Annotated in this window: 23 protein-coding genes; 10 read left to right on the top strand and 13 right to left on the bottom strand. The window is 46.5% G+C overall.

Annotation, left to right across the window (positions count from 1 at the left end; translation table 11 throughout):
• Positions 1-117: 117 nt before the first annotated feature.
• From AKJ31_RS09095 to mscS, 3 genes are all read left to right on the top strand, one after another.
• The gene (locus tag AKJ31_RS09095; protein WP_053408787.1) at positions 118-1,278 is read left to right on the top strand and encodes a phosphoglycerate kinase; all 1,161 of its coding nucleotides are present in this window, start codon (positions 118-120) and stop codon (positions 1,276-1,278) included.
• Between the two features lie 154 nt (positions 1,279-1,432).
• Entirely contained in the window at positions 1,433-2,509 is a 1,077-nt protein-coding gene (fbaA, locus tag AKJ31_RS09090; protein WP_053408786.1) for a class II fructose-bisphosphate aldolase, read from the top strand.
• Between the two features lie 460 nt (positions 2,510-2,969).
• Positions 2,970-3,836 carry a small-conductance mechanosensitive channel MscS gene (gene mscS / locus AKJ31_RS09085; RefSeq protein ID WP_053408785.1) on the top strand — a complete coding sequence of 289 codons (867 nt, stop codon included), beginning with the start codon at positions 2,970-2,972 and terminating at the stop codon, positions 3,834-3,836.
• Positions 3,837-3,876: 40 nt separating this feature from the next.
• Here mscS and AKJ31_RS09080 read toward each other — a convergent pair whose 3' ends face one another.
• Positions 3,877-4,359: a YbaK/EbsC family protein gene (locus AKJ31_RS09080; RefSeq protein ID WP_053408784.1), complete on the bottom strand. Its 483-nt coding sequence runs from the start codon at positions 4,357-4,359 to the stop codon at positions 3,877-3,879.
• Positions 4,360-4,365: 6 nt separating this feature from the next.
• The gene (locus tag AKJ31_RS09075) at positions 4,366-4,995 is read right to left on the bottom strand and encodes a LysE/ArgO family amino acid transporter (protein ID WP_053408783.1); all 630 of its coding nucleotides are present in this window, start codon (positions 4,993-4,995) and stop codon (positions 4,366-4,368) included.
• A 144-nt stretch (positions 4,996-5,139) separates the two neighbouring features.
• On the opposite strand from AKJ31_RS09075, the gene AKJ31_RS09070 reads away from it, so the two are divergent.
• Both AKJ31_RS09070 and AKJ31_RS09065 read left to right on the top strand, forming a co-directional pair.
• Positions 5,140-6,036 carry a LysR family transcriptional regulator ArgP gene (locus AKJ31_RS09070; RefSeq protein ID WP_053408782.1) on the top strand — a complete coding sequence of 299 codons (897 nt, stop codon included), beginning with the start codon at positions 5,140-5,142 and terminating at the stop codon, positions 6,034-6,036.
• A 103-nt stretch (positions 6,037-6,139) separates the two neighbouring features.
• Positions 6,140-6,835, top strand: a complete 696-nt coding sequence (locus AKJ31_RS09065) for an oxidative stress defense protein (protein WP_053408781.1) — start codon at positions 6,140-6,142, stop codon at positions 6,833-6,835.
• An 80-nt stretch (positions 6,836-6,915) separates the two neighbouring features.
• Here the strand turns inward: AKJ31_RS09065 and pykF are convergent, their stop codons facing one another.
• Positions 6,916-8,328 (bottom strand): pyruvate kinase PykF, encoded by a 1,413-nt coding sequence (gene pykF, locus AKJ31_RS09060; RefSeq protein ID WP_053408780.1) that lies wholly within the window; start codon positions 8,326-8,328, stop codon positions 6,916-6,918.
• A 432-nt stretch (positions 8,329-8,760) separates the two neighbouring features.
• Between pykF and AKJ31_RS09055 the strand changes: the two genes are divergently transcribed.
• The gene (locus AKJ31_RS09055; protein ID WP_053408779.1) at positions 8,761-9,522 is read left to right on the top strand and encodes a DeoR/GlpR family DNA-binding transcription regulator; all 762 of its coding nucleotides are present in this window, start codon (positions 8,761-8,763) and stop codon (positions 9,520-9,522) included.
• A gap of 69 nt (positions 9,523-9,591) precedes the next feature.
• Positions 9,592-11,424, top strand: a complete 1,833-nt coding sequence (gene glmS, locus AKJ31_RS09050; protein ID WP_053408778.1) for a glutamine--fructose-6-phosphate transaminase (isomerizing) — start codon at positions 9,592-9,594, stop codon at positions 11,422-11,424.
• An 87-nt stretch (positions 11,425-11,511) separates the two neighbouring features.
• Here glmS and AKJ31_RS09045 read toward each other — a convergent pair whose 3' ends face one another.
• Genes AKJ31_RS09045 through murQ form a run of 5 tightly spaced genes read right to left on the bottom strand, consistent with a single transcriptional unit; the run spans position 11,512 to position 15,357 of the window.
• A complete protein-coding gene (locus tag AKJ31_RS09045) occupies positions 11,512-11,811 on the bottom strand; it encodes a DUF202 domain-containing protein (protein WP_053408777.1) in 300 nt (99 codons plus the stop codon).
• Entirely contained in the window at positions 11,808-12,143 is a 336-nt protein-coding gene (locus tag AKJ31_RS09040) for a YidH family protein (protein WP_053408776.1), read from the bottom strand. Before AKJ31_RS09040 ends, AKJ31_RS09045 begins: the two co-directional genes overlap by 4 nt.
• A 14-nt stretch (positions 12,144-12,157) precedes the next feature.
• A complete protein-coding gene (locus AKJ31_RS09035) occupies positions 12,158-13,003 on the bottom strand; it encodes a MurR/RpiR family transcriptional regulator (protein ID WP_053408775.1) in 846 nt (281 codons plus the stop codon).
• Between the two features lie 55 nt (positions 13,004-13,058).
• Positions 13,059-14,435: a PTS transporter subunit EIIC gene (locus tag AKJ31_RS09030; RefSeq protein WP_053408774.1), complete on the bottom strand. Its 1,377-nt coding sequence runs from the start codon at positions 14,433-14,435 to the stop codon at positions 13,059-13,061.
• Between the two features lies 1 nt (position 14,436).
• Positions 14,437-15,357 (bottom strand): N-acetylmuramic acid 6-phosphate etherase, encoded by a 921-nt coding sequence (murQ, locus tag AKJ31_RS09025; RefSeq protein WP_281173341.1) that lies wholly within the window; start codon positions 15,355-15,357, stop codon positions 14,437-14,439.
• Positions 15,358-15,677: 320 nt separating this feature from the next.
• On the opposite strand from murQ, the gene AKJ31_RS09020 reads away from it, so the two are divergent.
• From AKJ31_RS09020 to AKJ31_RS09010, 3 genes are all read left to right on the top strand, one after another.
• On the top strand, positions 15,678-16,055 hold the full coding sequence (locus tag AKJ31_RS09020; RefSeq protein WP_053408772.1) for a DUF3316 domain-containing protein: 378 nt from the start codon (positions 15,678-15,680) through the stop codon (positions 16,053-16,055).
• Between the two features lie 103 nt (positions 16,056-16,158).
• Complete coding sequence (locus AKJ31_RS09015; protein WP_053408771.1) at positions 16,159-16,851, top strand: heavy metal response regulator transcription factor; 693 nt, start codon at positions 16,159-16,161, stop codon at positions 16,849-16,851.
• A complete protein-coding gene (locus AKJ31_RS09010; RefSeq protein ID WP_053408770.1) occupies positions 16,844-18,214 on the top strand; it encodes a heavy metal sensor histidine kinase in 1,371 nt (456 codons plus the stop codon). The genes AKJ31_RS09015 and AKJ31_RS09010 overlap by 8 nt, the downstream gene beginning before the upstream one ends.
• A gap of 36 nt (positions 18,215-18,250) precedes the next feature.
• On the opposite strand, the gene AKJ31_RS09005 is transcribed toward AKJ31_RS09010, so the two are convergent.
• From AKJ31_RS09005 to AKJ31_RS08985, 5 genes are all read right to left on the bottom strand, one after another.
• The gene (locus AKJ31_RS09005) at positions 18,251-18,781 is read right to left on the bottom strand and encodes an MltR family transcriptional regulator (protein ID WP_053408769.1); all 531 of its coding nucleotides are present in this window, start codon (positions 18,779-18,781) and stop codon (positions 18,251-18,253) included.
• Positions 18,782-18,837: 56 nt separating this feature from the next.
• A complete protein-coding gene (locus AKJ31_RS09000; RefSeq protein ID WP_053408768.1) occupies positions 18,838-19,986 on the bottom strand; it encodes a mannitol-1-phosphate 5-dehydrogenase in 1,149 nt (382 codons plus the stop codon).
• 113 nt (positions 19,987-20,099) lie between these two features.
• Complete coding sequence (locus AKJ31_RS08995; RefSeq protein WP_053408767.1) at positions 20,100-22,052, bottom strand: PTS mannitol transporter subunit IICBA; 1,953 nt, start codon at positions 22,050-22,052, stop codon at positions 20,100-20,102.
• Between the two features lie 479 nt (positions 22,053-22,531).
• Positions 22,532-23,611 carry a TRAP transporter substrate-binding protein gene (locus AKJ31_RS08990; protein WP_053408766.1) on the bottom strand — a complete coding sequence of 360 codons (1,080 nt, stop codon included), beginning with the start codon at positions 23,609-23,611 and terminating at the stop codon, positions 22,532-22,534.
• 257 nt (positions 23,612-23,868) lie between these two features.
• Entirely contained in the window at positions 23,869-25,629 is a 1,761-nt protein-coding gene (locus AKJ31_RS08985) for a bifunctional lysophospholipid acyltransferase family protein/GNAT family N-acetyltransferase (protein WP_053408765.1), read from the bottom strand.

The raw sequence follows: 25,629 nt of genomic DNA, 5'->3' as shown, positions 1-25,629 counted from the left end.
CCCTTGAAATAAATATGCTGTATCTCCATATCAAAACCAGTTTGAAGAATTAATGAGCTTGGCAGGGTTGCCGGGCTACTGAAAACTTTACTTTTTGAATATTTGAGAGGACACATCATGTCTGTAATCAAGATGACTGACCTGGATCTAGCAGGTAAACGTGTATTTATCCGTGCGGACCTAAACGTACCAGTAAAAGAAGGCAAAGTGACTTCTGATGCACGTATCCTAGCTTCTCTACCTACTATCAAGCACTGTCTAGAAGCCGGCGCTAAAGTTATGGTTACTTCTCATCTAGGTCGCCCAACGGAAGGTGAGTACGCTGAAGAGTTCTCTCTACAACCTGTTGTTAACTACCTAAACGACGCACTAGATTGCGAAGTTAAGCTAGCAAAAGACTACCTAGACGGCCTAGAGCTAAACGCTGGTGAACTTGTTGTTCTAGAAAACGTTCGCTTTAACAAAGGCGAGAAGAAAAACGAAGAAGAGCTATCTAAGAAATACGCGGCACTATGTGACGTATTCGTAATGGATGCATTCGGTACTGCTCACCGTGCTCAAGCGTCTACTCACGGCGTTGGCATGCACGCACCTGTTGCTTGTGCTGGTCCTCTACTAGCAAACGAACTAGACGCGCTAGGTAAAGCAATGGACAACCCAGCACGCCCAATGGTTGCTATTGTTGGTGGTTCTAAAGTTTCAACTAAGCTGACTGTTCTTGAGTCTCTATCTAAGATCGCTGACCAACTTGTTGTTGGTGGTGGTATTGCAAACACATTCATCGCAGCAGCTGGCCACAACGTTGGTAAGTCTCTATACGAAGCAGACCTAGTAGATACAGCTAAGAAGCTAATGGACGAATGTGCAATTCCAGTAGCGACTGACGTTGCATGTGCAAAAGCATTTGATGAAAACGCAGAAGCGGAAATCAAACACGTGTCTGAAGTACAAGACGACGACATGATTTTCGACCTTGGTCCTGACTCAACAGCAGAACTTGCTGAGATTCTTAAAAATGCGAAAACTATCCTATGGAATGGTCCAGTAGGCGTATTCGAATTCAAGAACTTCGAAGCAGGTACTAAAGGTATCTCTGAAGCAATCGCTTCTTCAGAAGGTTTCTCTGTAGCGGGTGGCGGCGATACGCTAGCAGCTATCGACAAGTTCGGCATCAAGGCTGACGTATCTTACATCTCAACAGGTGGTGGTGCGTTCCTTGAGTTCGTAGAAGGCAAAAAGCTTCCAGCAGTAGAAATGCTAGAAGCGCGTGCTAAGTAATTAAACAAAGGCGGGGAGTGATTCTCCGCCTTTCTTGTTTGCTGCAAGTCACATTGTTCTTTGCTAGAATATCCCGAGTTGTGAGCAAACGTTTGCAAGAATTTAAACTTAACAAGTTTTATTTTTAAAACGACAGATAAATAGGATTAAATCCATGTCTAAGATCTTCGATTTCGTAAAACCAGGTGTTATCTCTGGCGATGACGTTCAGAAAGTTTTTGAAGTTGCTAAAGAAAACAACTTCGCGCTTCCAGCGGTAAACTGTGTAGGTACTGACTCTGTAAACGCAGTACTAGAAGCAGCTGCAAAAGTTAAAGCTCCAGTAATCGTTCAGTTCTCTAACGGTGGTGCAGCTTTCTTCGCAGGTAAAGGCGTTAAACTTGAAGGTCAAGGTGCTCAAATCCTTGGTGCTATCGCTGGTGCTAAATACGTTCACGCTGTAGCTGAAGCTTACGGTGTGCCAGTTATCCTACACACTGACCACGCAGCTAAGAAACTTCTACCATGGATCGACGGTCTTCTAGACGCTGGTGAAGAGTACTTCGCACAAACTGGTAAGCCACTATTCTCTTCTCACATGATCGACCTTTCTGAAGAGTCTCTAGAAGAGAACATCGAAATTTCTGCTAAGTACCTAGAGCGCATGGCTAAAATGAACATGACTCTAGAAATCGAACTAGGTTGTACTGGTGGTGAAGAAGACGGCGTAGACAACTCTGATATGGACGCGTCTGAGCTATACACTTCTCCAGAAGACGTTGCGTACGCTTACGAGAAACTAAACGCTATCAGCCCACGTTTCACTATCGCGGCATCTTTCGGTAACGTACACGGCGTTTACAAGCCAGGTAACGTTGTTCTAACTCCAACTATCCTACGTGATTCTCAAGCGCACGTGTCTGAGAAATTCGGTCTACCAGCGAACTCTCTAAACTTCGTATTCCACGGTGGTTCAGGTTCTTCTCTAGAAGAAATCCGCGAATCAATCGGCTACGGTGTTATCAAAATGAACATCGATACTGATACACAGTGGGCAACTTGGGATGGTATCCGTAAGTACGAAGCGGAAAACCACGATTACCTACAAGGTCAAATCGGTAACCCAACTGGTGAAGATGCGCCAAACAAGAAATACTACGATCCACGCGTATGGCTACGTGCTGGTCAAGTATCAATGGTTGAGCGTCTAGAGCAAGCATTTGCTGACCTTAACGCAATTGACGTACTATAATCGGTAACGATTGAGTTGTTTAAAAAGCCCGCTGTTAGAGCGGGCTTTTTTACGCCTTTTGAAAGTGCAAAGGCTGAATGGTTGACGGCTTAAAACATCAATTGAGCGCATTTGATAAATCTAAGCATGCCTTAAATACGCAATCAGTTGATCGTCTGAATTAATGAAATTGTGTTTGATTATCGACCAAACGATGCAATTTTGCGCAAAAAGTATGGCGAAATGTAAATCCATTGCGTAATCTGTAACGAGCCAGTATCAAGCAATGCAGATAACTAGTTGTTTTGAATCTATTTGCAAAAATCTGACTTGAAAAAAGTTGGCTTTAAGATATTGTGCCAAAATTCTGACGATTGTTTCAGTGCAACGATATGGATGTGGTTAACATTTTGGGCTCGGTTGCAGCTCGCAAATACCTTTTCTCGGTTAAATAAAAATCTGTATTTAGAGGATACAAATTATGGCAGGTGAATCTATGGGCGTTGAGGCGCCTTTAGCGGAAGGGCTCTCTCAGGCTGAAAAGTGGTTGAACAGTAACTCAGACCTACTGATTCAATACGGCGTGAACATCATTTCTGCGCTGCTTATCCTATTTATCGGTAACATTATCGTTAAAGCGGTGGCTGGTAGCATTTCTAAAGTGCTAGAAAAGAAAAACATGGACAAAGCGGTCGTGGAATTTGTCCACGGTCTGGTTCGCTACCTACTGTTCATCATCGTACTTATCGCAGCGCTTGGTCGCGTAGGTGTTCAAACGGCTTCTGTTGTTGCAGTAATTGGTGCAGCAGGTTTGGCTGTTGGTCTTGCGCTTCAAGGCTCACTATCTAACTTTGCGGCAGGCGTTCTTATTGTTGCATTCCGTCCGTTCAAATCTGGCGATTACGTAGAAGTTGGCGGCGTAGCAGGTAGCGTTGAAGCGATTCAAATTTTCCAGACGGTACTAAAAACACCAGACAACAAAATGGTGGTTGTACCAAACTCTGGCGTTATCGGCGGTCCTATCACTAACTACTCTCGCCACTCTACACGTCGTATTGACCTAGTGATTGGTGTGTCTTACAAAGCGGATCTAAAACAAACTAAACAAGTTATTCGTGAGACGCTAGAAAAAGACCCTCGTATTCTGAAAGATCCAGACATGACGATTGGCGTTCTTGCTCTGGCTGATTCTTCAGTGAACTTCGTGGTTCGCCCTTGGGTTAAAACTGCGGATTACTGGAACGTTTACTTCGATTCAATGCAAGCAATTAAAGAAGCGTTGGATGAAAACGGCATCGAAATCCCATTCCCACAAATGGATGTTCATCTGAACAAAGTCGAAGACTAATTCGATTAGTGATAAAAAGCGAGGCAGATGCCTCGCTTTTTTATATCTCGTAATACGGATTAGGCAGTGAGCTGAGAATCCTAGACAACTCAGAGCCGGTAAATCCAATCGTCCGCTCTGGGTGCCCGGGTGTGTAGAGAATTTCGTCGTGTTGATAGAGTCGACTATCGACGAAAATCGTGATGTCATCAGGTAAGCCAAAGGGGCATACCGCACCCGGTACACAGCCGGTTTGTTCGGTCATTTCATCATTGCCGACGATCGATACGCGCTTACCGGTAATCTGTTTAATGGCTTTGCTATCCAACCGACTGTCTTTATCGGTGATATACAGCGCGTAGCCAGAAGGCTTCAGCTTGAGAAACAAACTTTTACTGTGTGTGCCAGTCCAGCCAAGTTCTCTCGCGACTTTGACGTCGGTTTCGAAGTCTAAAATCGGCTCGTGCGTCCATTCATTAAATGGAATGTCTAATTGATTGAGCAACTCAGTGTTAAAGCGGTAAATTTTTTCCAGCTTATCCATAACTCTCTACCAATGATTTGTAGCCAGTTCTTTGGCTAATAGAAACGCGATCACGTACATCATAATGGCAATAGCAATATCAATACCTTGCTTTACTCTCGGTTTTGATAAGGTCGGAGCCAATTTTGCCGCACCGACAGATAGGGTATAGAACCAAACAAAGGACGCCATCATCGTGCCGAGGGCAAACGCAATTCGGTCTTGTCCCTCAAATTGTCCGCCAATCGAACCAAGTATCACTACTGTATCCAAGTACAAATGAGGGTTGAATACCGTCACGGCGATAGCGCCTAAAGCGACAGCGCGCTTGCCGCGTAAATTTTTGCTGGTGGCTGTCTCGCTTTGCGTGGAATGGCTAAAGGCACTTTTGAAAGACAAGTAGCCGTAGAAGCTCAGAAACGCGATACCACCGAGAGTCACCGCGGTTAGTAACGTTTCGTTTTGTGACAAAATCGCACCGCCGCCGAAAATTCCCAGTGAAATAAAGAAAACGTCCAAAAAGCTGCAGATAGTTGCGGTCGTCAGGTGATGATTACGCTTAATGCCTTGATTGAGCACATAAGCATTTTGCGCACCGATGGGAATAATCATGCTGGCGCCTAATCCAAAACCCTGAAATAACAGCCAAAAGTTCACGTTTTCTCTCCTGTTTAACGATGCATTGATTGCTGAATTAACAAGATAGAACGAATAGGATTATAAATATAATTAATGATTTTAATGTTATATAAGTACTGCTAATGTTGTGGGAGAACAAGTCGAAAACAGACTGAGGGAAGTATGCGTGGTTTAGACTACAAGTGGATCGAGGCGTTAGAAGCGGTGGTAAGTAGCGGTAGTTTTGAGCGTGCTGCCGAAGAACTGTTTGTCTCTCAATCAGCGATATCACAGCGGATCAAGCAATTGGAAAGATTCATCGCTCAGCCTGTTGTGATCCGCGAACAACCACCACGTCCAACGCCAATCGGCAAAAAACTGTTAGGCTTTTACCAGCGAGTGCAGTTGCTGGAAAACGAATTGATCCCGGAGCTTGGCAATGACAGTAGCAAGCGTCCCCTCAATATCTCTATCGCGACTAACGCCGATAGCCTTGCAACCTGGTTGCTCCCTGCGCTCGCCCCATTGATGCAATCGCGCAGAGTGGAACTCAATTTTGTCGTCCATGCTGAAGCGCGCACACTCGATAAACTGAAAAATGGTGAAGTGACGGGCGCGATCAGTATGGAGCCTAAAGCCATCACTGGCTGCCAAGCGCAATACTTAGGCCGAATGGATTATGTTTGCGTCGCGAATCCAGAGTTTGTCACGCGATATTTTTCCGATGGTGTTACCCGAGAGGCATTGCAACACGCGCCGGCAGTTTCCTACGATCAGCACGACAACTTACACCGCAGCTTTCTTCAGCAGCATTACAACATTGACCCAGACAGCGTGATCAACCACCACGTCGCGAGTTCAGAAGCCTTTGTCAACATGGCTTTAATGGGCTGCGCGTACTGTTTGATCCCAAGAGTACAGATCGAAAAAGAGCTCAATGATGGGCGTTTGATCGACTTGATCCCCGGCTTTTTTATGACCTTTCGAATTTACTGGCATCACTGGCAGCTCGAGACCGGATTACTGCAAGAGATCAGCGAGGCGATTGTCTCTCATGCCCATTCTTTACTGCCCAAATAGCCATTTGACTGAGTAAATTCTCTGTCAGATCAAAGGAATAAACTTGGTCTAATATGGTTCGTTTCCTATTATGTATGGATTCCATCACATACGGAGACGCGGAATGAAACGAGTTCCTACAGTAATTGCAGCACTGCTGACCAGCGCACTTAGCTTCGGCGCGATGGCCAACAATGTCGATTTCCCACACCTGTCGACTTCTGGCTACGGCGAAGTAGTCGCGACACCAGACATGGCAGAGTTTACCGTTCGAGTGGTTGAGACAACCATGACCGCTGAGCAGGCAAAGCAATCCGTTGATAAAGTCGTGTCTGACTTTCTTGATGAGCTAACCGATCAGGACGTGAGCAAAGACAACATTACCAGCTCAAACCTGTACCTGTCTCCGCAGTACCATTATCCAAAAGAAGGTAAACCTGAGTTGGTAGGCTACCGTGCGAGCCGAACGGTGAATGTGACGGTAGATGATTTGACTAAGCTGAATCAATACTTAGATATCGCTCTGAACGCGGGTATTAACCAAGTCGACAACATCAGTCTGAAAGTCAAAGATTCAGCCAAGTATCGTGAACAAGCGCGAATGGCTGCAATCAAAGACGCTAACAGCAAAGCGGATTCATTAGCGAAAGGTTTTGGTCACAAGCTAGGTAGTGTGTGGCAAATCGACTATAACATGCCAAGCTCCCAGCCAGTGTTAATGCGTTCAATGGCGATGGACGCCAAAATGGAGTCCAACACTTATCAAGATTCGACGATCGTGATCCGCGACCGTGTTGATGTGATCTATAAATTGGACTAACGATTTCGCAGACACTAACGAGTAAAAACAAAAAAAGAGGGCCGAGGCCCTCATTTTATTTATCTTGTAAACGTTACGAATTAAAGCACGTGTACAGATGCAGTGTTTGTCGTACCTGAAGCAACTAGAGCACCAGAAACCATGACTACGATGTCGCCTTTGTTACCTAGGCCAGACTCAAGAGCAAGCTCTTTACCGCGTACGTAGAATGCGTCAGTGTTGTCCATAGCATCAACAACAACAGGTGTAACACCTTTAGTTAGAACAAGCTGTGCAGCCGTCTTCTTGTTGGTTGTTAGTGCTAGGATGTTTGCAGTTGGGAAGTACTTACGTACTGAACGTGCAGACTTACCGCCTTCAGTTGCAACAACGATCAGTGGAGCAGCCAGTTTCTCAGCTGTGTCTACTGCGCCTTTACATACCGCTTCAGTGATACGTAGACGTGGGCTGTCTAGGCGAGAACCTAGTTCAGCTTTAAGCGCTGAATCAGTACGGTTCGCGATTTGAGCCATGATAGTTACTGCTTCAACAGGGTATTTACCTTTCGCTGTTTCACCAGAAAGCATTACCGCGTCAGTACCGTCCATTACTGCGTTAGCAACGTCGCCTGCTTCCGCACGAGTAGGGCGAGGGTTGTTGATCATTGAATCAAGCATTTGAGTTGCAGTGATAACCATCTTACGAGCACGGTTACACTTCTCGATCATCATTTTCTGAGCGAAGATTACTTCTTCCGCTGGGATTTCAACACCTAGGTCACCACGAGCAACCATGATGCCGTCAGAAAGCTCTAGGATCTCGTCGAAGTTATCAACACCTTCTTGGTTTTCGATCTTAGAAATGATGTGGATGTTCTCGCCGCCGTTTGCTGCAAGTACTTCACGGATTTCTTTAACGTCAGATGCTTTACGGATGAAAGATGCTGCAACGAAGTCAACGCCTTGCTCACAACCAAACTTAAGGTCGTTCTTATCTTTTTCAGATAGTGCTGGTAGGTTTACAGAAACGCCAGGAAGGTTAACACCTTTGTTTTCGCCTAGTGCACCGTTGTTAAGAACTTTACATTTAACTTCAGTGTCAGTCGTTGCAATCACTTCCATCTCGATTAGACCGTCGTCTACTAGGATAGTGTTACCAACGTTTAGGTCAGCGGCGAAACCTGGGTAAGTTACCGCAACGATGTCTTTGTTACCTACAACTGAAGTGTCAGTTGTGAAAGTGAATTCTTGACCAGCTACTAGATCAACGTCGTCGCCGTTTTCTAGTTTGATAGTACGGATTTCAGGACCTTTAGTGTCTAGAAGAATCGCAAGTTGCTTACCAGTTGCTTCCATTACTTTACGGAAGTTCGCGATACGAGTGCCATGCTCTTCGTAGTCACCGTGAGAGAAGTTCAGGCGCATTACGTTCATGCCTGCGTTTACTAGTTCAGTTAACTTCTCTACAGATTCAGTTTTAGGGCCAATCGTACATACGATTTTGGTCTTTTTCATGGAAGATACTCTCCGGTCAATAATAGTTACAATTTGAAAGTTGTTACTTAGGTTGAAGTCTATGCTGTCGACCGAGCATTTAGTGCCTGCTTTTCGTCGGAGACGGCGCTCATTCATCGGGACTTCAAAACTGAAAGTCTTTCACCAAGTTTAGTCATTTTATGACCAAGTCGGCGCGCTAATATTCAGTATTTATGTGACTAAACCAGTATATATGGGCTTAGTTGCAAAAAAATAACGTTCAATTCTGTAATTTTTTTTCTTTTAGGTGGCGCATTCTATCACCTAATTCATCCAATATCACTGCTTAAGAATTGTCTTAGGACAAGGTTTTATCGCTAATTATTAATTTTTTGGATCAAAATAAATGGACTTAAAAGTTTCGTTTTGACTATAATAAGTTTCACTTCGAAATGTAAAAATTAGGAATAAATGTCGAAACGAAATACACAGCTCAGAAGACACACCATTTCCAACTTAGTAAACGAAAAAGGGGAAGTGAGTGTAGAAGAGCTATCACAGCGATTTGAAACATCAGAGGTCACAATTAGAAAGGATCTCGCGTCACTAGAGAAAAACGGTCAGCTATTGCGACGCTACGGCGGAGCTATCGCACTGCCGAAAGAAGTTGTCAGTGATGAAATGAACCATAATGTTTCGATTCGTAAGGATGAACTCGCTCAAGCAGCGGCAAAGCTGATCCGCGAACACAACCGTATCGTTATCGACAGTGGCAGCACGACTGGCGCATTGATCAAACAATTGGATGGCATGCGTGGCCTAGTGGTGATGACCAATTCTCTTAATGTTGCTAATGCGCTAAATGAACTAGAGAGCGAGCCAACTTTGCTGATGACAGGCGGGACTTGGGATGCTCATTCCGAGTCGTTTCAAGGTCAAGTTGCTGAATCCGTTCTACGATCTTATGACTTTGACCAGCTTTTCATTGGGGCGGATGGCGTTGACTTAGAGCGCGGTACGACCACTTTTAATGAGCTAGTTGGCTTAAGCAAAGTGATGGCAGAAGTATCTCGCGAAGTGATCGTCATGGTCGAATCAGAAAAGATCGGCCGCAAGATCCCAAACCTAGAGCTCGCTTGGGATGCGATAGACGTACTAGTGACAAACAAAGATCTCTCAACCGAATTCAAACAGATCATCGAATCCCATGGGATCAAAGTGATCTGCGTATAACGTTTTTAAATTACAACCCGATTAGGCCTTTGCTTGCTGCCGTTCGGAAGGAAAAGTATTGGAGTTAATATGTGTGGAATCGTAGGTGCAGTAGCACAGCGTGATGTAGCAGAAATTTTAGTTGAAGGTCTTAAGCGATTGGAATATCGCGGATACGACTCAGCGGGTGTCGCTGTTGTAGACTCAGAGTCTAACCTGACTCGTGTTCGCCGCTTGGGCAAAGTGCAAGAGTTGGCAGATGCGGTTGATGAAATTGGCGTAACGGGTGGTACCGGTATCGCGCATACTCGTTGGGCAACACACGGTGAGCCATCAGAAGTGAATGCACACCCACACATGTCTGGTGATATCGCTGTCGTGCATAACGGCATTATCGAAAACTACGAAGAGCTGCGTGAAACGCTACGTGAGCGCGGCTACGTATTTGAATCTCAAACTGATACGGAAGTGATTGCTCACTTGGTGGAGTGGGAACTTCGTAGTACAGATTGCCTAATTGAAGCCGTGCAGAAAACCGCAAAGCAACTAGAAGGCGCGTACGGCACTGTCGCGATGGATCGCAAAGATCCGTCACGTATTGTTGTGGCGCGTTCAGGTAGCCCAATCGTAATTGGCTTTGGTGTTGGCGAGAACTTCCTAGCTTCAGACCAATTGGCGTTGCTGAGCGTGACTCGCCGTTTTATGTACCTAGAAGAAGGTGATGTGGCAGAAATTACTCGCCGCGAAGTGACGGTATTTGACCAATCGGGTGAGCGTGTTGAGCGCGAAATTACCGAGTCAAACGCTGAGCACGATGCGGGTGATAAAGGTAAATACCGCCACTTTATGCAAAAAGAGATTTACGAGCAGCCAACCGCATTAATCAACACCATGGAAGGGCGCATCAGCGCAGATTCAGTCGTGACTGAGTCTATCGGTGTTAACGCAGCGGATATTCTGAGCCGTGTTGAGCACGTACAAATCGTCGCATGTGGTACCTCGTACAATGCGGGTATGACTGCGCGTTACTGGTTTGAAGATATTGCTGGCGTAAGCTGTGACGTCGAAATCGCTTCTGAGTTCCGCTACCGCAAGTTTGTCACGCGTCCAAACAGCCTGTTGATCACTCTGTCTCAATCGGGTGAAACCGCAGACACGCTAGCAGCACTGCGCCTGGCGAAAGAAAAAGGTTACATGGCGGCGATGACCATCTGTAACGTGGCGGGCTCTTCTTTGGTTCGTGAGTCTGATTTTGCCTTTATGACCCGCGCGGGTGTTGAAATTGGTGTGGCGTCGACCAAAGCGTTTACCACGCAACTTTCTGCGCTATTGATGCTGGTAACCGCGCTTGGTAAGCAGCAAAACCGCATCAGCAAAGAGAAAGAAAAAGAGATCGTGGAGGCGTTACACGCGTTACCTGCGCAGATCAATTCCGCATTGGCGTTTGAAAAACAGATCGAAGCTCTGGCGGAAGACTTTGCTGACAAGCACCACACGTTGTTCTTGGGTCGTGGTGAGTTCTACCCAATCGCGATGGAAGCGTCACTCAAGTTAAAAGAGATTTCTTACATCCACGCGGAAGCGTATGCGGCGGGCGAATTGAAGCACGGTCCTTTGGCGCTGATTGACGCCGATATGCCAGTGGTGGTGGTTGCGCCAAGTAATGATCTGCTAGAAAAGCTAAAGTCGAACATTGAAGAAGTACGCGCTCGTGGCGGCTTGCTGTATGTCTTTGCTGATGTGGATGCGGGCTTTGAAGCGGATGAGACAATGAAGATCATTGCAATGCCTCACGTTAGTGAAATCACTGCGCCGATTTACTACACCATCCCGATGCAGCTGTTGTCTTACTACGTTGCCTTAATCAAAGGTACCGACGTTGACCAACCTCGTAACCTAGCGAAAGCGGTAACAGTGGAATAATACTGAATCGTTATCAAGTGAATATAATAAGCCACCTATTGCGCGCTGCGTGATAGGTGGCTTTTGCTTTTATGCTCACCGACAAAACTAGTGCAGACAGACCCACAATGCTGCGAGAGCAACCGCGCAGGCAATCCATAGGTTGCGAACCAACATTTTTCGATGCACCACGTTTGACTGAGTCGCGATTTCGGTTTTGCGCCTGACAATCTGATTGAGGAACAACCATAGTGCAACCAACAGCAGCAAGTACTGCAAGATGGAGAGTGAGCCGACTTTAATCAGCAGCATAGTCCCCGTGGTCATCACCAACGCGCTGCGCGTCCACGCCAGTTGAGTGCGCTCTCGTTGTAGCCCCGGGTCGCGTTCAAGCGGCGAGGGTTTCATATCGCCAAATACCCGACCAAAGACGCAAAGCTGACGACGACTAAGGTTATCGCAATCAAGCTATTACTGTACTTGAATGGGTCTTCGAGTCGCATCGCTTTTTCATTTTGATACCAACGCAAAAATGCCCATACAGCGGTCACTAGCGCCACGCTGGCTAAACCGGGTGTGAGCCATTCGCTATGACGAAGGATAGGACTGTCGTGGGTCGCACTGAGCAAATCAATGCCTATCGATGTCGCTAGAAAAGCCAGTGCAGTGCGTATCCACGCGAGAAAAGTGCGTTCATTAGCAAGGGAAAAACGATAGTCGGGATCTTTGCCCATTTTCATATCGGGGAACCTCGTTAGCGCTGAATGTGACGAAGTGAGTCCAACGCAGTATTCATGCTGACAGAGTCGGTCAGCGTATTGAGTTTGAAAAATAGGATGTCGAAAGCAATCATCTGCAGCAGTTGTGGTGTCACCATTCCCAATTGGTTGTGCTCTTCGGTGTAACTGTAAGGAATAACGAAGTCCGATAGCTGGGCCACTTTGCCTTTGCCGTAACGTGTCAGGGCAATCACTTTGGCACCGTTGGCGCGCGCTTTTTCAATCGCAGCCAGTACTTCTTGGGTATTGCCTCGCGCTGATACCACCAGCAACACATCGTCTTTTTTCAGCAGTGAAGCCTGGACGATTTGAATGTGGTAATCGAGATTGAACTGCACGTTAAAACCAGAGCGAATCAGCTTGTGGTTGATGTCTGCGGCAACCAATGCAGACGCGCCGATACCGGAAAGCAGGATCTTATTTGCTTTGAGCAGTACTTCAGCACTGCGTTCAATGGTGTCGGTATCAATCAGGCTTAAGGATTGCTCGATCTTACTGGTAAATAAGTTTTTTGACTTCTCGATGATGGCTTGGGTCGAGTCGCTGCTTTCGATTTCTGCATATACAGATTGAGTGGGTAGCTTCTGTGCCTGAGGCGCAAGTGCCGCCAGCTTCAGTTTTAGGTCCGGAAAGCCACTGCAGCCGATGCTTTTGGCATAGCGAATTACCGACGAATCGCTGATGCCCAGTTTAGCGCCGACTTTGGTGGCGCTAAACTTAGCGAGGTCAAATTGCTGCTCAATAATAAAGTGCGAAATTTTTTGCTCGTTCAGGTTGGTTGAATGAGCGAGTGCGTTGACTTTATTGATGATGCTTTCCATTGATGCCTCTGCAGTTAAATCGTCCCGTCGCAGCAAATTGTACGACGGGATGATATTAGCGACTTTTCGCTGGCTTTTCGACTGGATCGGTAAATCCTAATAGCATCGACGCGATAAAGCCGACAATCCATGCACACACTACCGCAAGAAGGAAAGATGGGATCTGACCTTCACCCACGAGTGGAATCAGCGAAAGCCCAGCAGTACCAAACGGAATGATGATGCCAATCTTGAAAGCCGCCATCATGGCACCACCGGCAAAACCGCCAATACAACCGGCAATAAAGGTTTTGCCTAACGGTAGCGATACACCAAACAGCAAAGGTTCACCGACACCCAGAATACCGACTGGCAGCGCACCCGTGATGGTCTTCTTCAGGCGCTCATTTTTCGATTTGAGGTAAACGTACGCTGCTGCGCCGACTTGTCCCATACCGCCCATCGCCAAAATTGGGAACAGGTAGTTGAGGCCAAATGTCTCTAGAATTTGTGCGTGAATAGGGATAAGACCTTGGTGCAAACCTGTTAATAGTAAGAACAAGAAGCCGCCACCTAAGATGCCGCCAACCGCTACCGAGCCAGCCGATTCGTTAAGTAGTGCCACCGAGACTAAGTTACCTAGCCACACGTTTACTGCGTGCGCGATAGGCTGCAAGATAAATAAGGCTACCGCTGACGACACCAAAATTGTCACCGTTGGGGTGAAGATAAGATCGAGACTCTCTTTACAGTGGCTGCGGAACCAAAGTTCAAACTTAGAAGAAAAGACGCAGACCAACAGCACTGCAAACATGCCACCGCCGCCCGGTACTAAGGCGTTACCAAACAACTCAACGTTGGCAAGACCTGGTGCGGCTAAAACCGCAGCCATTACCGCACCAATCGCAGGAGACGCTTGAAGTTCTTTGGCAGTATTCATACCGATCATGACAGAAAGTACGGCGAATACGGCTTTACCCACAACAGTAAACAGCGTGAAGATATCTGGGTTGGTTGCCACAAAGTCCGGAGCAACGAGTTTGAAGATGTTCACCATCCCCAGAATAAGACCACAACCGATCAGAGCAGGAATGGTCGGTACAAAGATTGCGGCTAAGGTGTTGAGCGCGCGACGAATCGAAAATGGTTGTGCGACTGGTGCTTCTGTTGAGTCTTCCTCAAGTCCAGCGCCTTTCATTCGTTTGTTCAGCACACCAGTCACTTTGGCCGCAGTGCCCATTCCGACGATGATTTGATACTGCTCTCCGGCATCGACGACCCCTTTAATGCCTTCGACATCACGCAGTGCATCCATGTTAAACAGGGAACGGTCTTTTAGCACGATACGCACGCGTGTCATGCAGTTGGTCAGAGTCGCGACGTTATCAAAGCCGCCAATATGCTGCTCAATTTGATCGGCAATCAGTTCTAGATGTTCTATCTTATTTGCCATGCTATTTTCCTTGCAGTAACTGCTGTTTCAGAGGTTGGAAGGGTTGCGCCGCAAGAGCAAGCGCTTTCGAAGGTGAAGTGTCCAACGTGTGCAGCAACACCGCTGCACGAACATTGTAATCCACCGCATCTAATAGATTGGCGGCGGTTAGCTCACCCACTTCACAAATTTGTTGCACCATATGTTGGGCACGAATGCGTAGCTTCTGATTGTTCGCTTTGACGTCCACCATCAGGTTGCCGTGGACTTTGCCCAATTGGATCATGACCGAGGTACTGAGCATTCCCAACAACATCTTTTGTGCTGAGCCGCTTTTCATTCGAGTTGATCCTGCGAGCACCTCTGCACCGACATCCGGTGCAATAGACACATCCGCGTGTTGAGAAATGAGCCCCGGTCCTCGGGTACTGAGCGCAATGGTTTTAGCGCCGATTTGTCTGGCGTAATCCAGCGCTGAAATAACAAAGGGAGTTCTTCCGCTGGCGGCAATACCAAGCACTACGTCGTGTACTGTAAGCTGACGCTGTTGAAGCTCGGCAGGGGCCGACTCGGTGCAGTCTTCAATGTCTTCCACCGCAGCAAGCATAGCGTCAACGCCACCCGCGATAATGGACTGAACTAAAGCAGGATCGGTACCGAATGTAGGGGGACATTCCGCTGAATCCAATACACCAAGTCGGCCGCTGGTTCCGGCTCCAACATAGAATAAACGACCACCTTGTCTGATCTGTGCGGCGATCAGTTCAACCGCTTTGGCGACGTCTGGCAGCACTTTGTTGATCGATACTGCAACACTAGCGTCGTGTGCATTGAGTAATTCCAGTACTTCCATTAATGGCAACTCGGACAGCTGTTCTGTCTCGGGGTTTTGCTCTTTATTAATGGTGGACGACAACTCACTCATAACTCTCTCCGTTGACATTCGACATTTAAAGAATATACAAATGTCGAATATCGACAATAAAAGTTATACAGATTCGAGATTGTTGTCACATAGAACGGCGTTTCATTTATTTGGTGTGTTTTTAATTTACTGATAAATAAGGAACTTAAGGAGGTAGAGCGGGTCGTATGATTAAGTAATAATGTCGAGTGTCGACATTTTCTAGATAAAACAAGCAGCTAGAGTCATCTTGAGTAAGAGAGCGAACATGACAAAAATGTCATTTTGCTGAAAGTGTCTTGTCAGGTGCGGTGTTGAATAATGACCACATACGAAACAAGCCCAGAAAGGAACATAACATGAACGTATTAAAAGCAGCTCTCTTTGCAACCTCTATGACACTAATCAGCGCATCGGCGTTAGCCCAGCCTTATTTTGTTGGCGGCAACTACGCTTCTCGCGAGCAGGCTAAAACCATTTCAGTTGCGCCGGCATCTACGTCTGATGCGGCTTACCAAAATGCGATTGCTGAGCTCTCTTCTCTGAAAGCGATGTCAGCAGACGAGTTGTACCAAGCGCTACGCATTCAAAAGTACGGCGTGGATAGCAAAACGACTCATATCAAAGACGGCGGTTACGTAACCGTGTCTGAGCGTATGAACGAAGATGGCCAAATTGAGTTTCTGGGTAACGTCAATGTCACGGTGCACTACGCCGAGCGTGACGATAACCGATAATGATCGCCAAATTTGTAAGAGTATGGTGTCGCTCGCTCCATGCTCTTTGTCGATCTTTAACCTGAGCGCGACGAAAATTTGCTGAGAAGTAGGTACGCGAGTTTTGAAAATACTGATTGTCGAAGATGAAGTGAAAGCCGGAGAATATCTGCAAAAAGGCTTGATTGAATCGGGCTATGTAGTCGATTTAGTTAATGATGGTGTTGACGGACTCTATCATGCGACCAGCGAAGACTACGATTTGATTCTGCTCGACATCATGCTACCTAAATTGGACGGTTGGCAGGTGTTAAATACGCTCAGAAGCAGCGATATTGCTACGCCCGTGATCATGTTAACCGCCAAAGAACAAGTTGAAGACCGGGTGCGAGGTTTTGAGCTAGGTGCTAACGATTATGTAGTCAAACCTTACGCATTTGCTGAGCTGCTGGCGCGGATACAAAACGTGTTTCGCCACCATAAGCCGTCGCAAGTCAGTACGTCATCTCAGATTCTTACCGTCGCCGATCTGCAATTGGATATCCTCAAAAGAACCGCGAGTCGTGCAGGGCAGAGTATTAACTTAACCGCCAAAGAATACGCACTGCTGGAACTTTTGATGCGTAAATCGGGGCAGGTTCTTTCTCGCACCACCATCGCATCTTTGGTGTGGGATATGAATTTTGATAGTGATACCAACGTGATTGATGTCGCGGTCAAACGGCTGCGCAACAAAGTGGATAAACCGTTTGAGCAAGCGTTGATCCATACCATTCGAGGGATGGGATACAAGCTGGAAGCGCTAAAAGATGCGTAGCTGGCGATGCACTTTGTCGATGAAGAAAAAACTGCTGTTGATGCTGGTGGGAATGGCGTTTGTGACCTATTTTCTCTTAGCCTTTATCCTCAAGTTTGCCATCGAACGACACTTTCTTAACCAAGATTACAACTACATTGTCAGCAAGTTTAATGCGATTGAAAACACCTTACTGAGTTCTCCCCAAGCGGTGTTTGATCAATCTAAGAACATGCCACTGTACATGTGGGTGTTCGACAAAGAGAAAGTCATCTATAAAAACTCCAATTTGACCTTTCCCTCAGCTCAAAGCTTTACTCCTACTGCACCCAATATATTGAAGCGTAAAAACGAGATTGAGTGGCGCGAAGATTCATTAGCCATTCGAGCGTTTGCATTTAAGTCAGAGCGCTATGTGGTAGTGCTGGGGATGAGTATTAATCACCACATTGTGTTTTTGGAAGAACTGGCTTGGATATTGTTCTGGACATTGGGGACTGCTTTTGTCGCTTCTTCTGTCTACAGTTGGTGGGTGGTTAAGAAAGGTCTTAAGCCGATAGCGTCGCTCAATCAACATATTCAACAAGTGACTCCAGAGCAGTTGGATTTGCGTCTTCCCGTTGAGTCGCTACCGACTGAGTTGCAGGACTTGGCACGAAAACACAACGCGATGCTGGACCGTTTGCAATTAGGTTTTCAGCGTTTGAGTGATTTTTCATCCGATATTGCCCATGAACTCAAGACGCCGTTGACCAATGTTATGACGCAAAACCAAGTGATGCTTGGCGCTGCACGCTCGGAAGACGAATATCAAGACGCGCTGGCATCAACCTTGGAAGAGCTGAATCGCATCACCAAGACCATCAATGACTTACTTTATATCGCCAAAGCGGAAAACAAGCTCATTCATCGCAATGACGAGTGTTTCTCTGTGAAGGCGCAAATCGAACGGCTAGTTGATTACTATGACATCCTTGCCGAAGAAGCCTCACTCACGATGACTTACCAAGGCGACGCTAAGCTGTACATGGATAAAAATATGTTTGAGCGCGCGGTGGGAAATCTACTCTCTAATGCGATCAGGCACGCTTATGCAGGAACTTGTATCGAACTGAATGTGCAGGAGCGAGACAATCAAGTACTCATTACCGTTGCCAACCAAGGCGACACAATTGCAGAAGAAAACCTACCTTATCTTTTTGACCGCTTTTACCGCGCAGACAAATCGCGCGTGCACCGAGGGAGTGTTGGCGCTGGATTAGGGCTGTCTATCACCCAATCGATCATTCATGCCTATGGTGGAGCGGTGAATGTGAGTTCGGAAAGGAGTCTTACGCGATTTGAGATAACTCTGGCTTCAGCTAGTGATGATTCAAAACAGTAAGCGTTAGGCAAATAGGGATTTAGCATTCCGCAAACATTAAAACGGACTTTCCTTATCCAGCTCATTGCAGATCTCTACAATGGCTAAAGAAAGTCCGGATTTAATGATTTGCTGCTGACGTTGCAGTTGCAGTTGGTAAAACTCAAGGTCGATATCATCATCAGGCTCAGAGACTTGAAGTTGCACCATGCCAAGGCTTTGGACCAAATTGAGTTTGGTGATGGGTTCAAGAATATTTGGATCAGTGAACTCGTAATCGGAAGCGTCACTGTTCAGTGTGTTCTTGATTTTGATGATATCTTCGATGTCGTGATAGACGTTGTCCGGTAGTACACCCAAGCCATACAACAACTTTAAACGCACAGACAAATCACCCAGAGGGCCTGAATCTTGAAGTAAAGGCCCGACGACTGACTGCACCGCAAAGTTATCTTTTCGAAAGATTCTTTGTATCAGCGCATCGATAGAGTCATTAAAAATGTCCACCGCAGCGATAAAGAAACCGCGTACCGATGGGGCATTGTTTAATCGCTCTATAATCTCAGTTTCGTTAAATTTGTCTGCCATATACCAATTAGTCGTTTTCGTTTAAAAGGGGAGACAATGCTCCCCTCAAGTTATCGTCATAGAGACGCGTAGATTGCTTCAATCTTTGCGACTTCTTCACTGTCTATCGCTAGACCAGTGTAGTGCGCGACAGTTTTGCGCACGCCGTGTTCTTTTAGCGATGTTTGTAGTTCAATCGCTTGTGGATCTTCGCTGCTAGTATACTTCAAAGCTGCGGCGATGCCTTTTAAAAGTGCTTGGTTTTCAGTGCCATATTCGATTGTACCGAGTAAAGGTTTGACCAATCTATCGTTTGGACCCAATTTTCTGATCGGTTGACGGCCAACACGGTCAACTTCGTCTACCAGATACGGGTTGGCGAAACGGCCAAGAATTTTCTCGATGTACGCATTATGCATATCGCGGTCAAAATCATAACGGCGAATCAGTACTTCTCCACTCTCTGACATCGCTTGTTTTACATCCGCGTGGATCTCTGGGTCTTCAATCGCTTCACGAATAGTTCGGTGACCTTTCAAGCAGCCAAGATACGCGGTGATGCAGTGACCCGTATTGAGCGTGAACAACTTGCGTTCAACAAATGCCATCAGATTATTGGTGGTTTCCATGCCATCAATACGTGGAATTTCACCTTTGAACTGTTGCTCATCCACAATCCACTCGCTAAAGCTTTCCACTGTGACTTCTAGTGGGTCATCGTTCGCTGCTTCGGCTGGTGGAACGATACGGTCAACTGCAGAATCGACAAAACCGATTAGCTCGTCTGCTTTTGCGTGTAGTGATGTGTCTAAGTGTTTGTAAACTTCGCCTTTTAGATGAGTCGTACCGCGAACCATATTTTCACACGCGATGATATTCAGCGGCGCTTCATTGCCTGCTTCAAAGCGCTTCGCGATACCAGTTGCGATGGTCTTCGCGATAATATCCAGTACGTTTGGACCGACAGCCGTCGTGACTAGATCCGTGTGTACCATGCGTTCGATGACGTCATCACTGGCTGAATTAACAGCTGTTACATGACTAACGGTGTCGATTTTGCATTCTGTGCCAACGACTTTAACTTTGTACTCTTGTTTGTGGCTCAATTGGTCGACGAGTGGGGCGTCTACGTCGGCGAACGTCACTTCTACGTCTGCGTCTGCCAACAATTTACCAATAAAGCCTCGACCGATATTACCTGCGCCAAAATGAACTGCGTTTTTCATAACTTACCTACCAATTAAAATGTGCTAACGACGTTAGGGTGAGGTCAACCGTTATAGGGGGGCGACAGCTGACCTCGGTTTTGCTCAGGAGCAAAAGGGTATTCAGATGTGGATTAAGCCGCTTGCTCTCCGCCAAGGATGTTGAGGACTTCTTCTACATCTTTGGTCGTGGTAAGCGTGTCAATCGCCTCTGGATCGTCTAGAGCATTGGTAATTGTTGTGATGACTTGGATGTGCTCGTCATTCTTCGCGGCGATACCAATCACCAGCTTGGCAATATCATCTTTGTCGTCAGTAAATTGGATACCTTGTGGGTATTGGCAGATCACGATACCCGTTTTCTTCACTTTATCTTTAGCTTCTACCGTACCGTGTGGTACCGCGATAGATTCACCTAAATAAGTTGAAACCAGTTTTTCGCGTTCGAACATTGCGTCTACGTATTCTGGTTCGACGTAGCCCATCTCGACCAATTTGTTACCTGCAAAGCGAATGGCTTCTTCTTTCGTCGTCACTGGCAAGTTTAGGTGGATGTTCTCACGTTGAATTTGGAATACCGGCGAAGCTTGAACTTCAAAGCTGTCGTCGTTTGCGGCGACGATAGAAACTTTCACCATGCGATCATCGTTTGCTGCATCGTGCTTTTGCGCAGCAAGTAATTGAGTCACTAGGTTGTTGTACATTTCACCGTCTAGGAAGTTAGTCAAAGACATGTGGTGTGCATTTGGAGCGTGTTTGCGCGCGCGGTCTGTCAGGTCTTTGTGGGTGATAACGATATCCACATCTTCTGGCAGGCTGTTGATTGCTAAGTTAGTCACGCTGATGTTCAAGCCCGCTTCTTGTACTTTCTTACGTAGTAAGCTTGCACCCATTGCGCTCGAACCCATGCCAGCATCACACGCAACAATAATGGTTTGAACTGTCGCTAGGTTTACGTCACCTTTTGCTTGCGCACTTGTCGCAGCGCTGCTTTTCGACGCAGACTTCATGTCTTTCATCTGTGAGGTTGCTTTTTCTAGCGCAGCACCGTCGCCGTCTTCTTCTGTTGACGTTTGAGTCTTAAGTAATAGTGACGCAACTGTGAAAGACACTGCAGCCGCTGAAGCAATAGACGCCAGTACGCCAACCATCGCGCTCTTAGGTGTCATCAGCAATACCGCGAAGATAGAGCCTGGTGATGCTGGAGAAACGATACCCGCGTTGAATACAGTTAGGACAAATACACCTGTCATACCGCCAGCGATTGCAGCAAGGATTAGACGAGGGTTCATCAGTACGTACGGGAAGTAGATCTCGTGGATACCACCGAAGAAGTGGATGATCGATGCACCACCTGCAGTCTGACGAGCAGTACCTTTACCAAACACCATGTACGCTAGCAGGATACCTAGACCAGGACCTGGGTTTGCTTCGATTAGGAAGAAGATCGATTTACCAGTTTCCGATGCTTGTTGAATACCCAGTGGTGAGAAAATACCGTGGTTAATCGCGTTGTTCAGGAACAGGATTTTTGCTGGTTCAACAAAGATAGAAGTTAAAGGTAAAAGGTGAGCTGCAACCAGGAAGTTTACGCCTGCTGCCAAGCCGCCTGATAGCACTTTGACAAATGGACCAATTAAGAAGAAAGCGACGATTGCACACACCATACCGATGATGCCTGCTGAGAAGTTGTTCACCAACATCTCGAAGCCACTTTTCACTTTGCCGTCGATGTAGTTATCGAATTTCTTGATTGCCCAGCCACCCATTGGGCCGACAATCATTGCGCCCATAAACATTGGGATGTCGGTACCGACAATCACACCCATTGTTGTAATAGCACCTACTACTGCGCCGCGATCTCCGCCGACTAGCTTACCGCCGGTGTAACCGATCAGCAGTGGCAATAGGTAGGTAATCATTGGACCAACCATTGCTGCCAGTGTTTCATTTGGCAACCAACCGGTTGGAATAAATAGAGCAGTGATAAAACCCCATGCGATGAATGCACCGATATTAGGCATTACCATGTTTGACAGGAAGCGACCAAAATTTTGTATCTTGATCTTAGCATCTGGTGATATCATACGAGTTCCCCGTTCGATGTTCTGTTAATATGTTGTAGTACGGTTCGCCAAAACCGTCTGATTGCTTAGTACCCAATCAATTTACCACACATTTTTATGATGGAACTGACAACGGGTTTTTCGTGATCTGGACCTTATAAATATATCCCTCCAAGTACTTTTTGCGTGAATCTCGTCAATAAATTGACATGTAATTTAATGACAAATTTAAAGTCATATAAATGTCAATAACTTTTAAATGATCAACTTATCAATTTTCAAAGATTAAAAAACGACCACTAAGTGATCTATGTCACTATTTTGTTTTTATATTGATTCGGTGAATTTATAAGTGTGATCTTGATCTTGTTGTTAAATCCGCTAGTCAGAAGTCCGAAAGTGACTTAGATCTCATTTGGTGTTTTTGTGAAATAAAATGACACATTTTCATCGATTCAGAGAGAGTAAAAAGGGCAGCGTTGCTGCCCTTGTCGATAGGATTAGTTGGCGTCTAAGTAGGCTTTTGAAGAAATGTCCGTCCAAGCTCGGACTTTAGCTAGGTAGCGTTTCTGTGACTCAATGATCTCTTTTGCCAGCGGGTCTTTTGCTGCTTCTTCTTCAAGCAAGCTTTGTGTCGCCGCTTTCATTGCTTGTAGAACTTCCGGTGGGAAGTCACGCACTTTGATCTCTGGATACTCGGTACTCATCGTTTCCCAGCTATTGGCGTTCGCGTCGATTGACTGGGTGTACATATCAAATGCGGTTACACGGAAGGCCGTTTCTAGAATACTTTGCAGGTCTTTAGGTAATTCATCCCACTTCTTCTTGTTGACTAGGAACTGAGTTTCCGAGCCTGGCTCGTGCCATGCGGTATAGTAGTAAGGTGCGATTTTCTGAAAGCCCATGCGCAGGTCAAAAGCGGGACCTACCCATTCCAAAGCATCGATTGTGCCTCTTTCAAGCGAGGTGTATAGCTCGCCCGGTGCGATGTTGGTTGGCGCAGCGCCCACGCGTGCCATCACTTCACCAGCAAAACCTGGAATACGGATCTTCAACCCTTGCAGGTCTTGCAGTGAATTGATTTCTTTTTTAAACCAGCCGCCCATCTGAATATCTGAGTTACCGCCCGGGAATGAAAGCAAGTTGTGCGGACCGTATACTTTTTCCATCAATTCCATACCACCGCCACGATAGAACCAAGCGTACTGCTCGGTAGACATCATGCCAAACGGCATCGAAGAGAAGTACAACGTATTAGGGACTTTGCCTTTCCAGTAGTATGAACTGGAGTGGCCGAGGTCGTACTGACCAGATTTAACCATGTCGAAAATGCCAAGCGGTGCTTTGTGCTTGTTGGCCGAGTCAACACGAATTTGCAGACGTCCGTTTGACATTTCTTCTGCCAGTTTTGCCATGTTCTTGGTAGCGTCACCGAGAATTGGTGTGTTGGGTCCCCACGTTTCCGCAAGCTTGAGTCGGTAGACTTTTTCAGCGGCAAGGCTGGTTGCTGAGAATAAAGCCAAAGAGAGTGTGATCGCCCCGGTGATTGCAGAGCGAAGAGGTTTGTTCGATCGCAGCATGACTTCGTTTACTTCCTTGTTATTTTGGTTATCGTCTTGCTTAGCTTTCAGTTAGTTGTTTTTTTCGTCAATGCATTTGTTTAACAAGCAAAGTGATAGCTTTGAACGATCTATCTAATACTTATGAACATGTTGGAGTAATATGTTGCATATGCTATGCAGCTTGTTCACTAGATTGGCTATTGGCTTAAAAATAAGTCGATCATCTTAATAGCAAAAGTGCCGCGTGAGTCACGTGGCACTTTTACCGCTACTGATTAAAGCGTAACTTGATGATATTCCAAGTAGCGCTGGGCGTGATCTGCTCCCATGTAACGTGCCAGTGTCTTTACGGGAACTTGCTTGAGATCCACCATGATCAACCCATCCAGTGCGTTGTTGAAGTCAGGATCAACGTTGAAAGACACCAGTTTGCCGTTAAGCCCGAGATATTGGCGCAGCAGTACGGGCACGCCTTTTCCTTCGTCAATTCTCGCGATGACCCGCGATAGCAATTGTAGGTCGGCTAGCGCGGTTAACATACCAGTATTCCAACCATTCTTTTGGCTTGGCAGTGGATTCGTCGGGGTCACGTAGCTGGCTTTTTCCGCGTCATAGTGGTGGAGCGTCATGGTTTCCGCCAGTAATTGTCGGGCTTGGTCACTGTAGTCACTGCTGATGCTCACCGGGCCAAACAAGTGGGTGTATTCTGGGTTGTGCTGAATATAAGCGGCAATACCTTTCCATAGAAGCAGCAACGCTCCCATGCTTTTCTGATAGTTTTCATCGATCACCGAGCGTCCCATTTCAATCGCTTTGCCCATACTGTGCAAAAAGGGTTGTTCGTAGTGAAAGAGTGTTCGTGAATACAGTCCGTCTAGGCCCTTTTTCGCCAGTAGTTCATCGACTAAACCTAGTCGATAGGCACCGACTAGGCACTGGTTGTCGCGGTCCCAAATAAAGAGGTGTAGATAGTGTGTATCAAACTCATCGATGTCGATTGGCAGCCCGGTGCCTTCACCCACGCTGCGGAAGTTACGCTCACGCAGACGACCAATTTCCTGTAATAAAGAAGGGATATGGTCGCTGGTGGTGCAATAGACGTCAAACTCCCCACTGGTTAGTAGGTGGTGCTCTTTTGGTAGGGTACGCAAGTCCGTGAGTAAATCACTGAGTGGCAGAGCAGGGGCAATTGGTAATGGTTCATTGCTGTGGTGGCTGTTTTGGGTTTGAGTCAGCGTCTTGTTTTGCAACAAATAGGTATTGAGGCGCAAGTAGTTAACCAGCTGTGCATCCGTCAGTCCGTTAACCTCTTTATACTTAATTGCCGAGCCTATCGACAAATGGATCTGCTGTTTGGATTTGTTAAGCAGTTCGCGCCCGAGCATCAATGTACGTAATAAAGGATGCACTTTACCCGCTAAGTAAAAGCGCTTTGAGTTTTGTCCGTCGATGAATACGGGAATGGTCGTGGCTTTGGACTTATTGATTAAGCTACTGACTGAGCGACTCCACTCCTTGTCTTCAATATGCTGCGCTTTGCTATCGACCAGTTGTGAGACTTCGCCAGCTGGAAACAGTAGCAGTAGACCGCCGTTATCCAAATGTTGGTGCGCTTGGCGGAGTGCTTTGAGATTTGCTTTATGAGCATTTTTTCCTTCGAACACATCAACACCGATAAATAGCTCGTCTAATTCGGGCACAGTTTTCAGGTATTGGTTGGCTAGGATTTGTACATCGTCTCGTACTTGTAACAGCAATTCTGCGAGGATCACGCCTTCGACGCAGCCTAGAGGGTGGTTCGCGACTATTATCGTCGCGCCAGAAGCCGGAACGTGACAGAGCGATCCTTTTACAACTTGATACTCGATCCCAAGGATCTCGAGTGTGAAACGAAGGAAAGCTCTACTGTCGCAACCTGCTGGACGCTGCGCGTAAAACTTGTCGAGCTTACTGAGTCCGGTTGCCCACTCAGTAACGTTCTCACCTATACCAAAGGGAGTCTTCCTCGGTAAGCGAAAAGGGCTAGTAACTTCCAT

This window comes from Vibrio hepatarius (genome assembly GCF_001274785.1).
GTDB classification, from domain to species: Bacteria; Pseudomonadota; Gammaproteobacteria; order Enterobacterales; family Vibrionaceae; genus Vibrio; species Vibrio hepatarius.
Note: the sequence above shows the minus strand (reverse complement) of the source record. Positions and strands in the feature narration are given on the sequence as shown.

Bases quoted from the DNA above. Each gene is read 5' to 3' on its own strand.
- AKJ31_RS09000 (WP_053408768.1), bottom strand. From the start codon at position 19,986: ATGAAAAACGCAGTTCATTTTGGCGCAGGTAATATCGGTCGAGGCTTT.
- AKJ31_RS09055 (WP_053408779.1), top strand. From the start codon at position 8,761: ATGTCGAAACGAAATACACAGCTCAGAAGACACACCATTTCCAACTTA.
- murQ (WP_281173341.1), bottom strand. From the start codon at position 15,357: ATGTCAACGGAGAGAGTTATGAGTGAGTTGTCGTCCACCATTAATAAA.
- AKJ31_RS09010 (WP_053408770.1), top strand. From the start codon at position 16,844: ATGCGTAGCTGGCGATGCACTTTGTCGATGAAGAAAAAACTGCTGTTG.
- AKJ31_RS09020 (WP_053408772.1), top strand. From the start codon at position 15,678: ATGAACGTATTAAAAGCAGCTCTCTTTGCAACCTCTATGACACTAATC.
- AKJ31_RS08995 (WP_053408767.1), bottom strand. From the start codon at position 22,052: ATGATATCACCAGATGCTAAGATCAAGATACAAAATTTTGGTCGCTTC.
- AKJ31_RS09040 (WP_053408776.1), bottom strand. From the start codon at position 12,143: ATGAAAATGGGCAAAGATCCCGACTATCGTTTTTCCCTTGCTAATGAA.
- AKJ31_RS08990 (WP_053408766.1), bottom strand. From the start codon at position 23,611: ATGCTGCGATCGAACAAACCTCTTCGCTCTGCAATCACCGGGGCGATC.
- AKJ31_RS09030 (WP_053408774.1), bottom strand. From the start codon at position 14,435: ATGGCAAATAAGATAGAACATCTAGAACTGATTGCCGATCAAATTGAG.
- mscS (WP_053408785.1), top strand. From the start codon at position 2,970: ATGGCAGGTGAATCTATGGGCGTTGAGGCGCCTTTAGCGGAAGGGCTC.
- AKJ31_RS09005 (WP_053408769.1), bottom strand. From the start codon at position 18,781: ATGGCAGACAAATTTAACGAAACTGAGATTATAGAGCGATTAAACAAT.
- AKJ31_RS09095 (WP_053408787.1), top strand. From the start codon at position 118: ATGTCTGTAATCAAGATGACTGACCTGGATCTAGCAGGTAAACGTGTA.
- AKJ31_RS09070 (WP_053408782.1), top strand. From the start codon at position 5,140: ATGCGTGGTTTAGACTACAAGTGGATCGAGGCGTTAGAAGCGGTGGTA.
- AKJ31_RS09035 (WP_053408775.1), bottom strand. From the start codon at position 13,003: ATGGAAAGCATCATCAATAAAGTCAACGCACTCGCTCATTCAACCAAC.
- pykF (WP_053408780.1), bottom strand. From the start codon at position 8,328: ATGAAAAAGACCAAAATCGTATGTACGATTGGCCCTAAAACTGAATCT.
- AKJ31_RS08985 (WP_053408765.1), bottom strand. From the start codon at position 25,629: ATGGAAGTTACTAGCCCTTTTCGCTTACCGAGGAAGACTCCCTTTGGT.
- glmS (WP_053408778.1), top strand. From the start codon at position 9,592: ATGTGTGGAATCGTAGGTGCAGTAGCACAGCGTGATGTAGCAGAAATT.
- AKJ31_RS09080 (WP_053408784.1), bottom strand. From the start codon at position 4,359: ATGGATAAGCTGGAAAAAATTTACCGCTTTAACACTGAGTTGCTCAAT.
- AKJ31_RS09065 (WP_053408781.1), top strand. From the start codon at position 6,140: ATGAAACGAGTTCCTACAGTAATTGCAGCACTGCTGACCAGCGCACTT.
- AKJ31_RS09045 (WP_053408777.1), bottom strand. From the start codon at position 11,811: ATGAAACCCTCGCCGCTTGAACGCGACCCGGGGCTACAACGAGAGCGC.
- fbaA (WP_053408786.1), top strand. From the start codon at position 1,433: ATGTCTAAGATCTTCGATTTCGTAAAACCAGGTGTTATCTCTGGCGAT.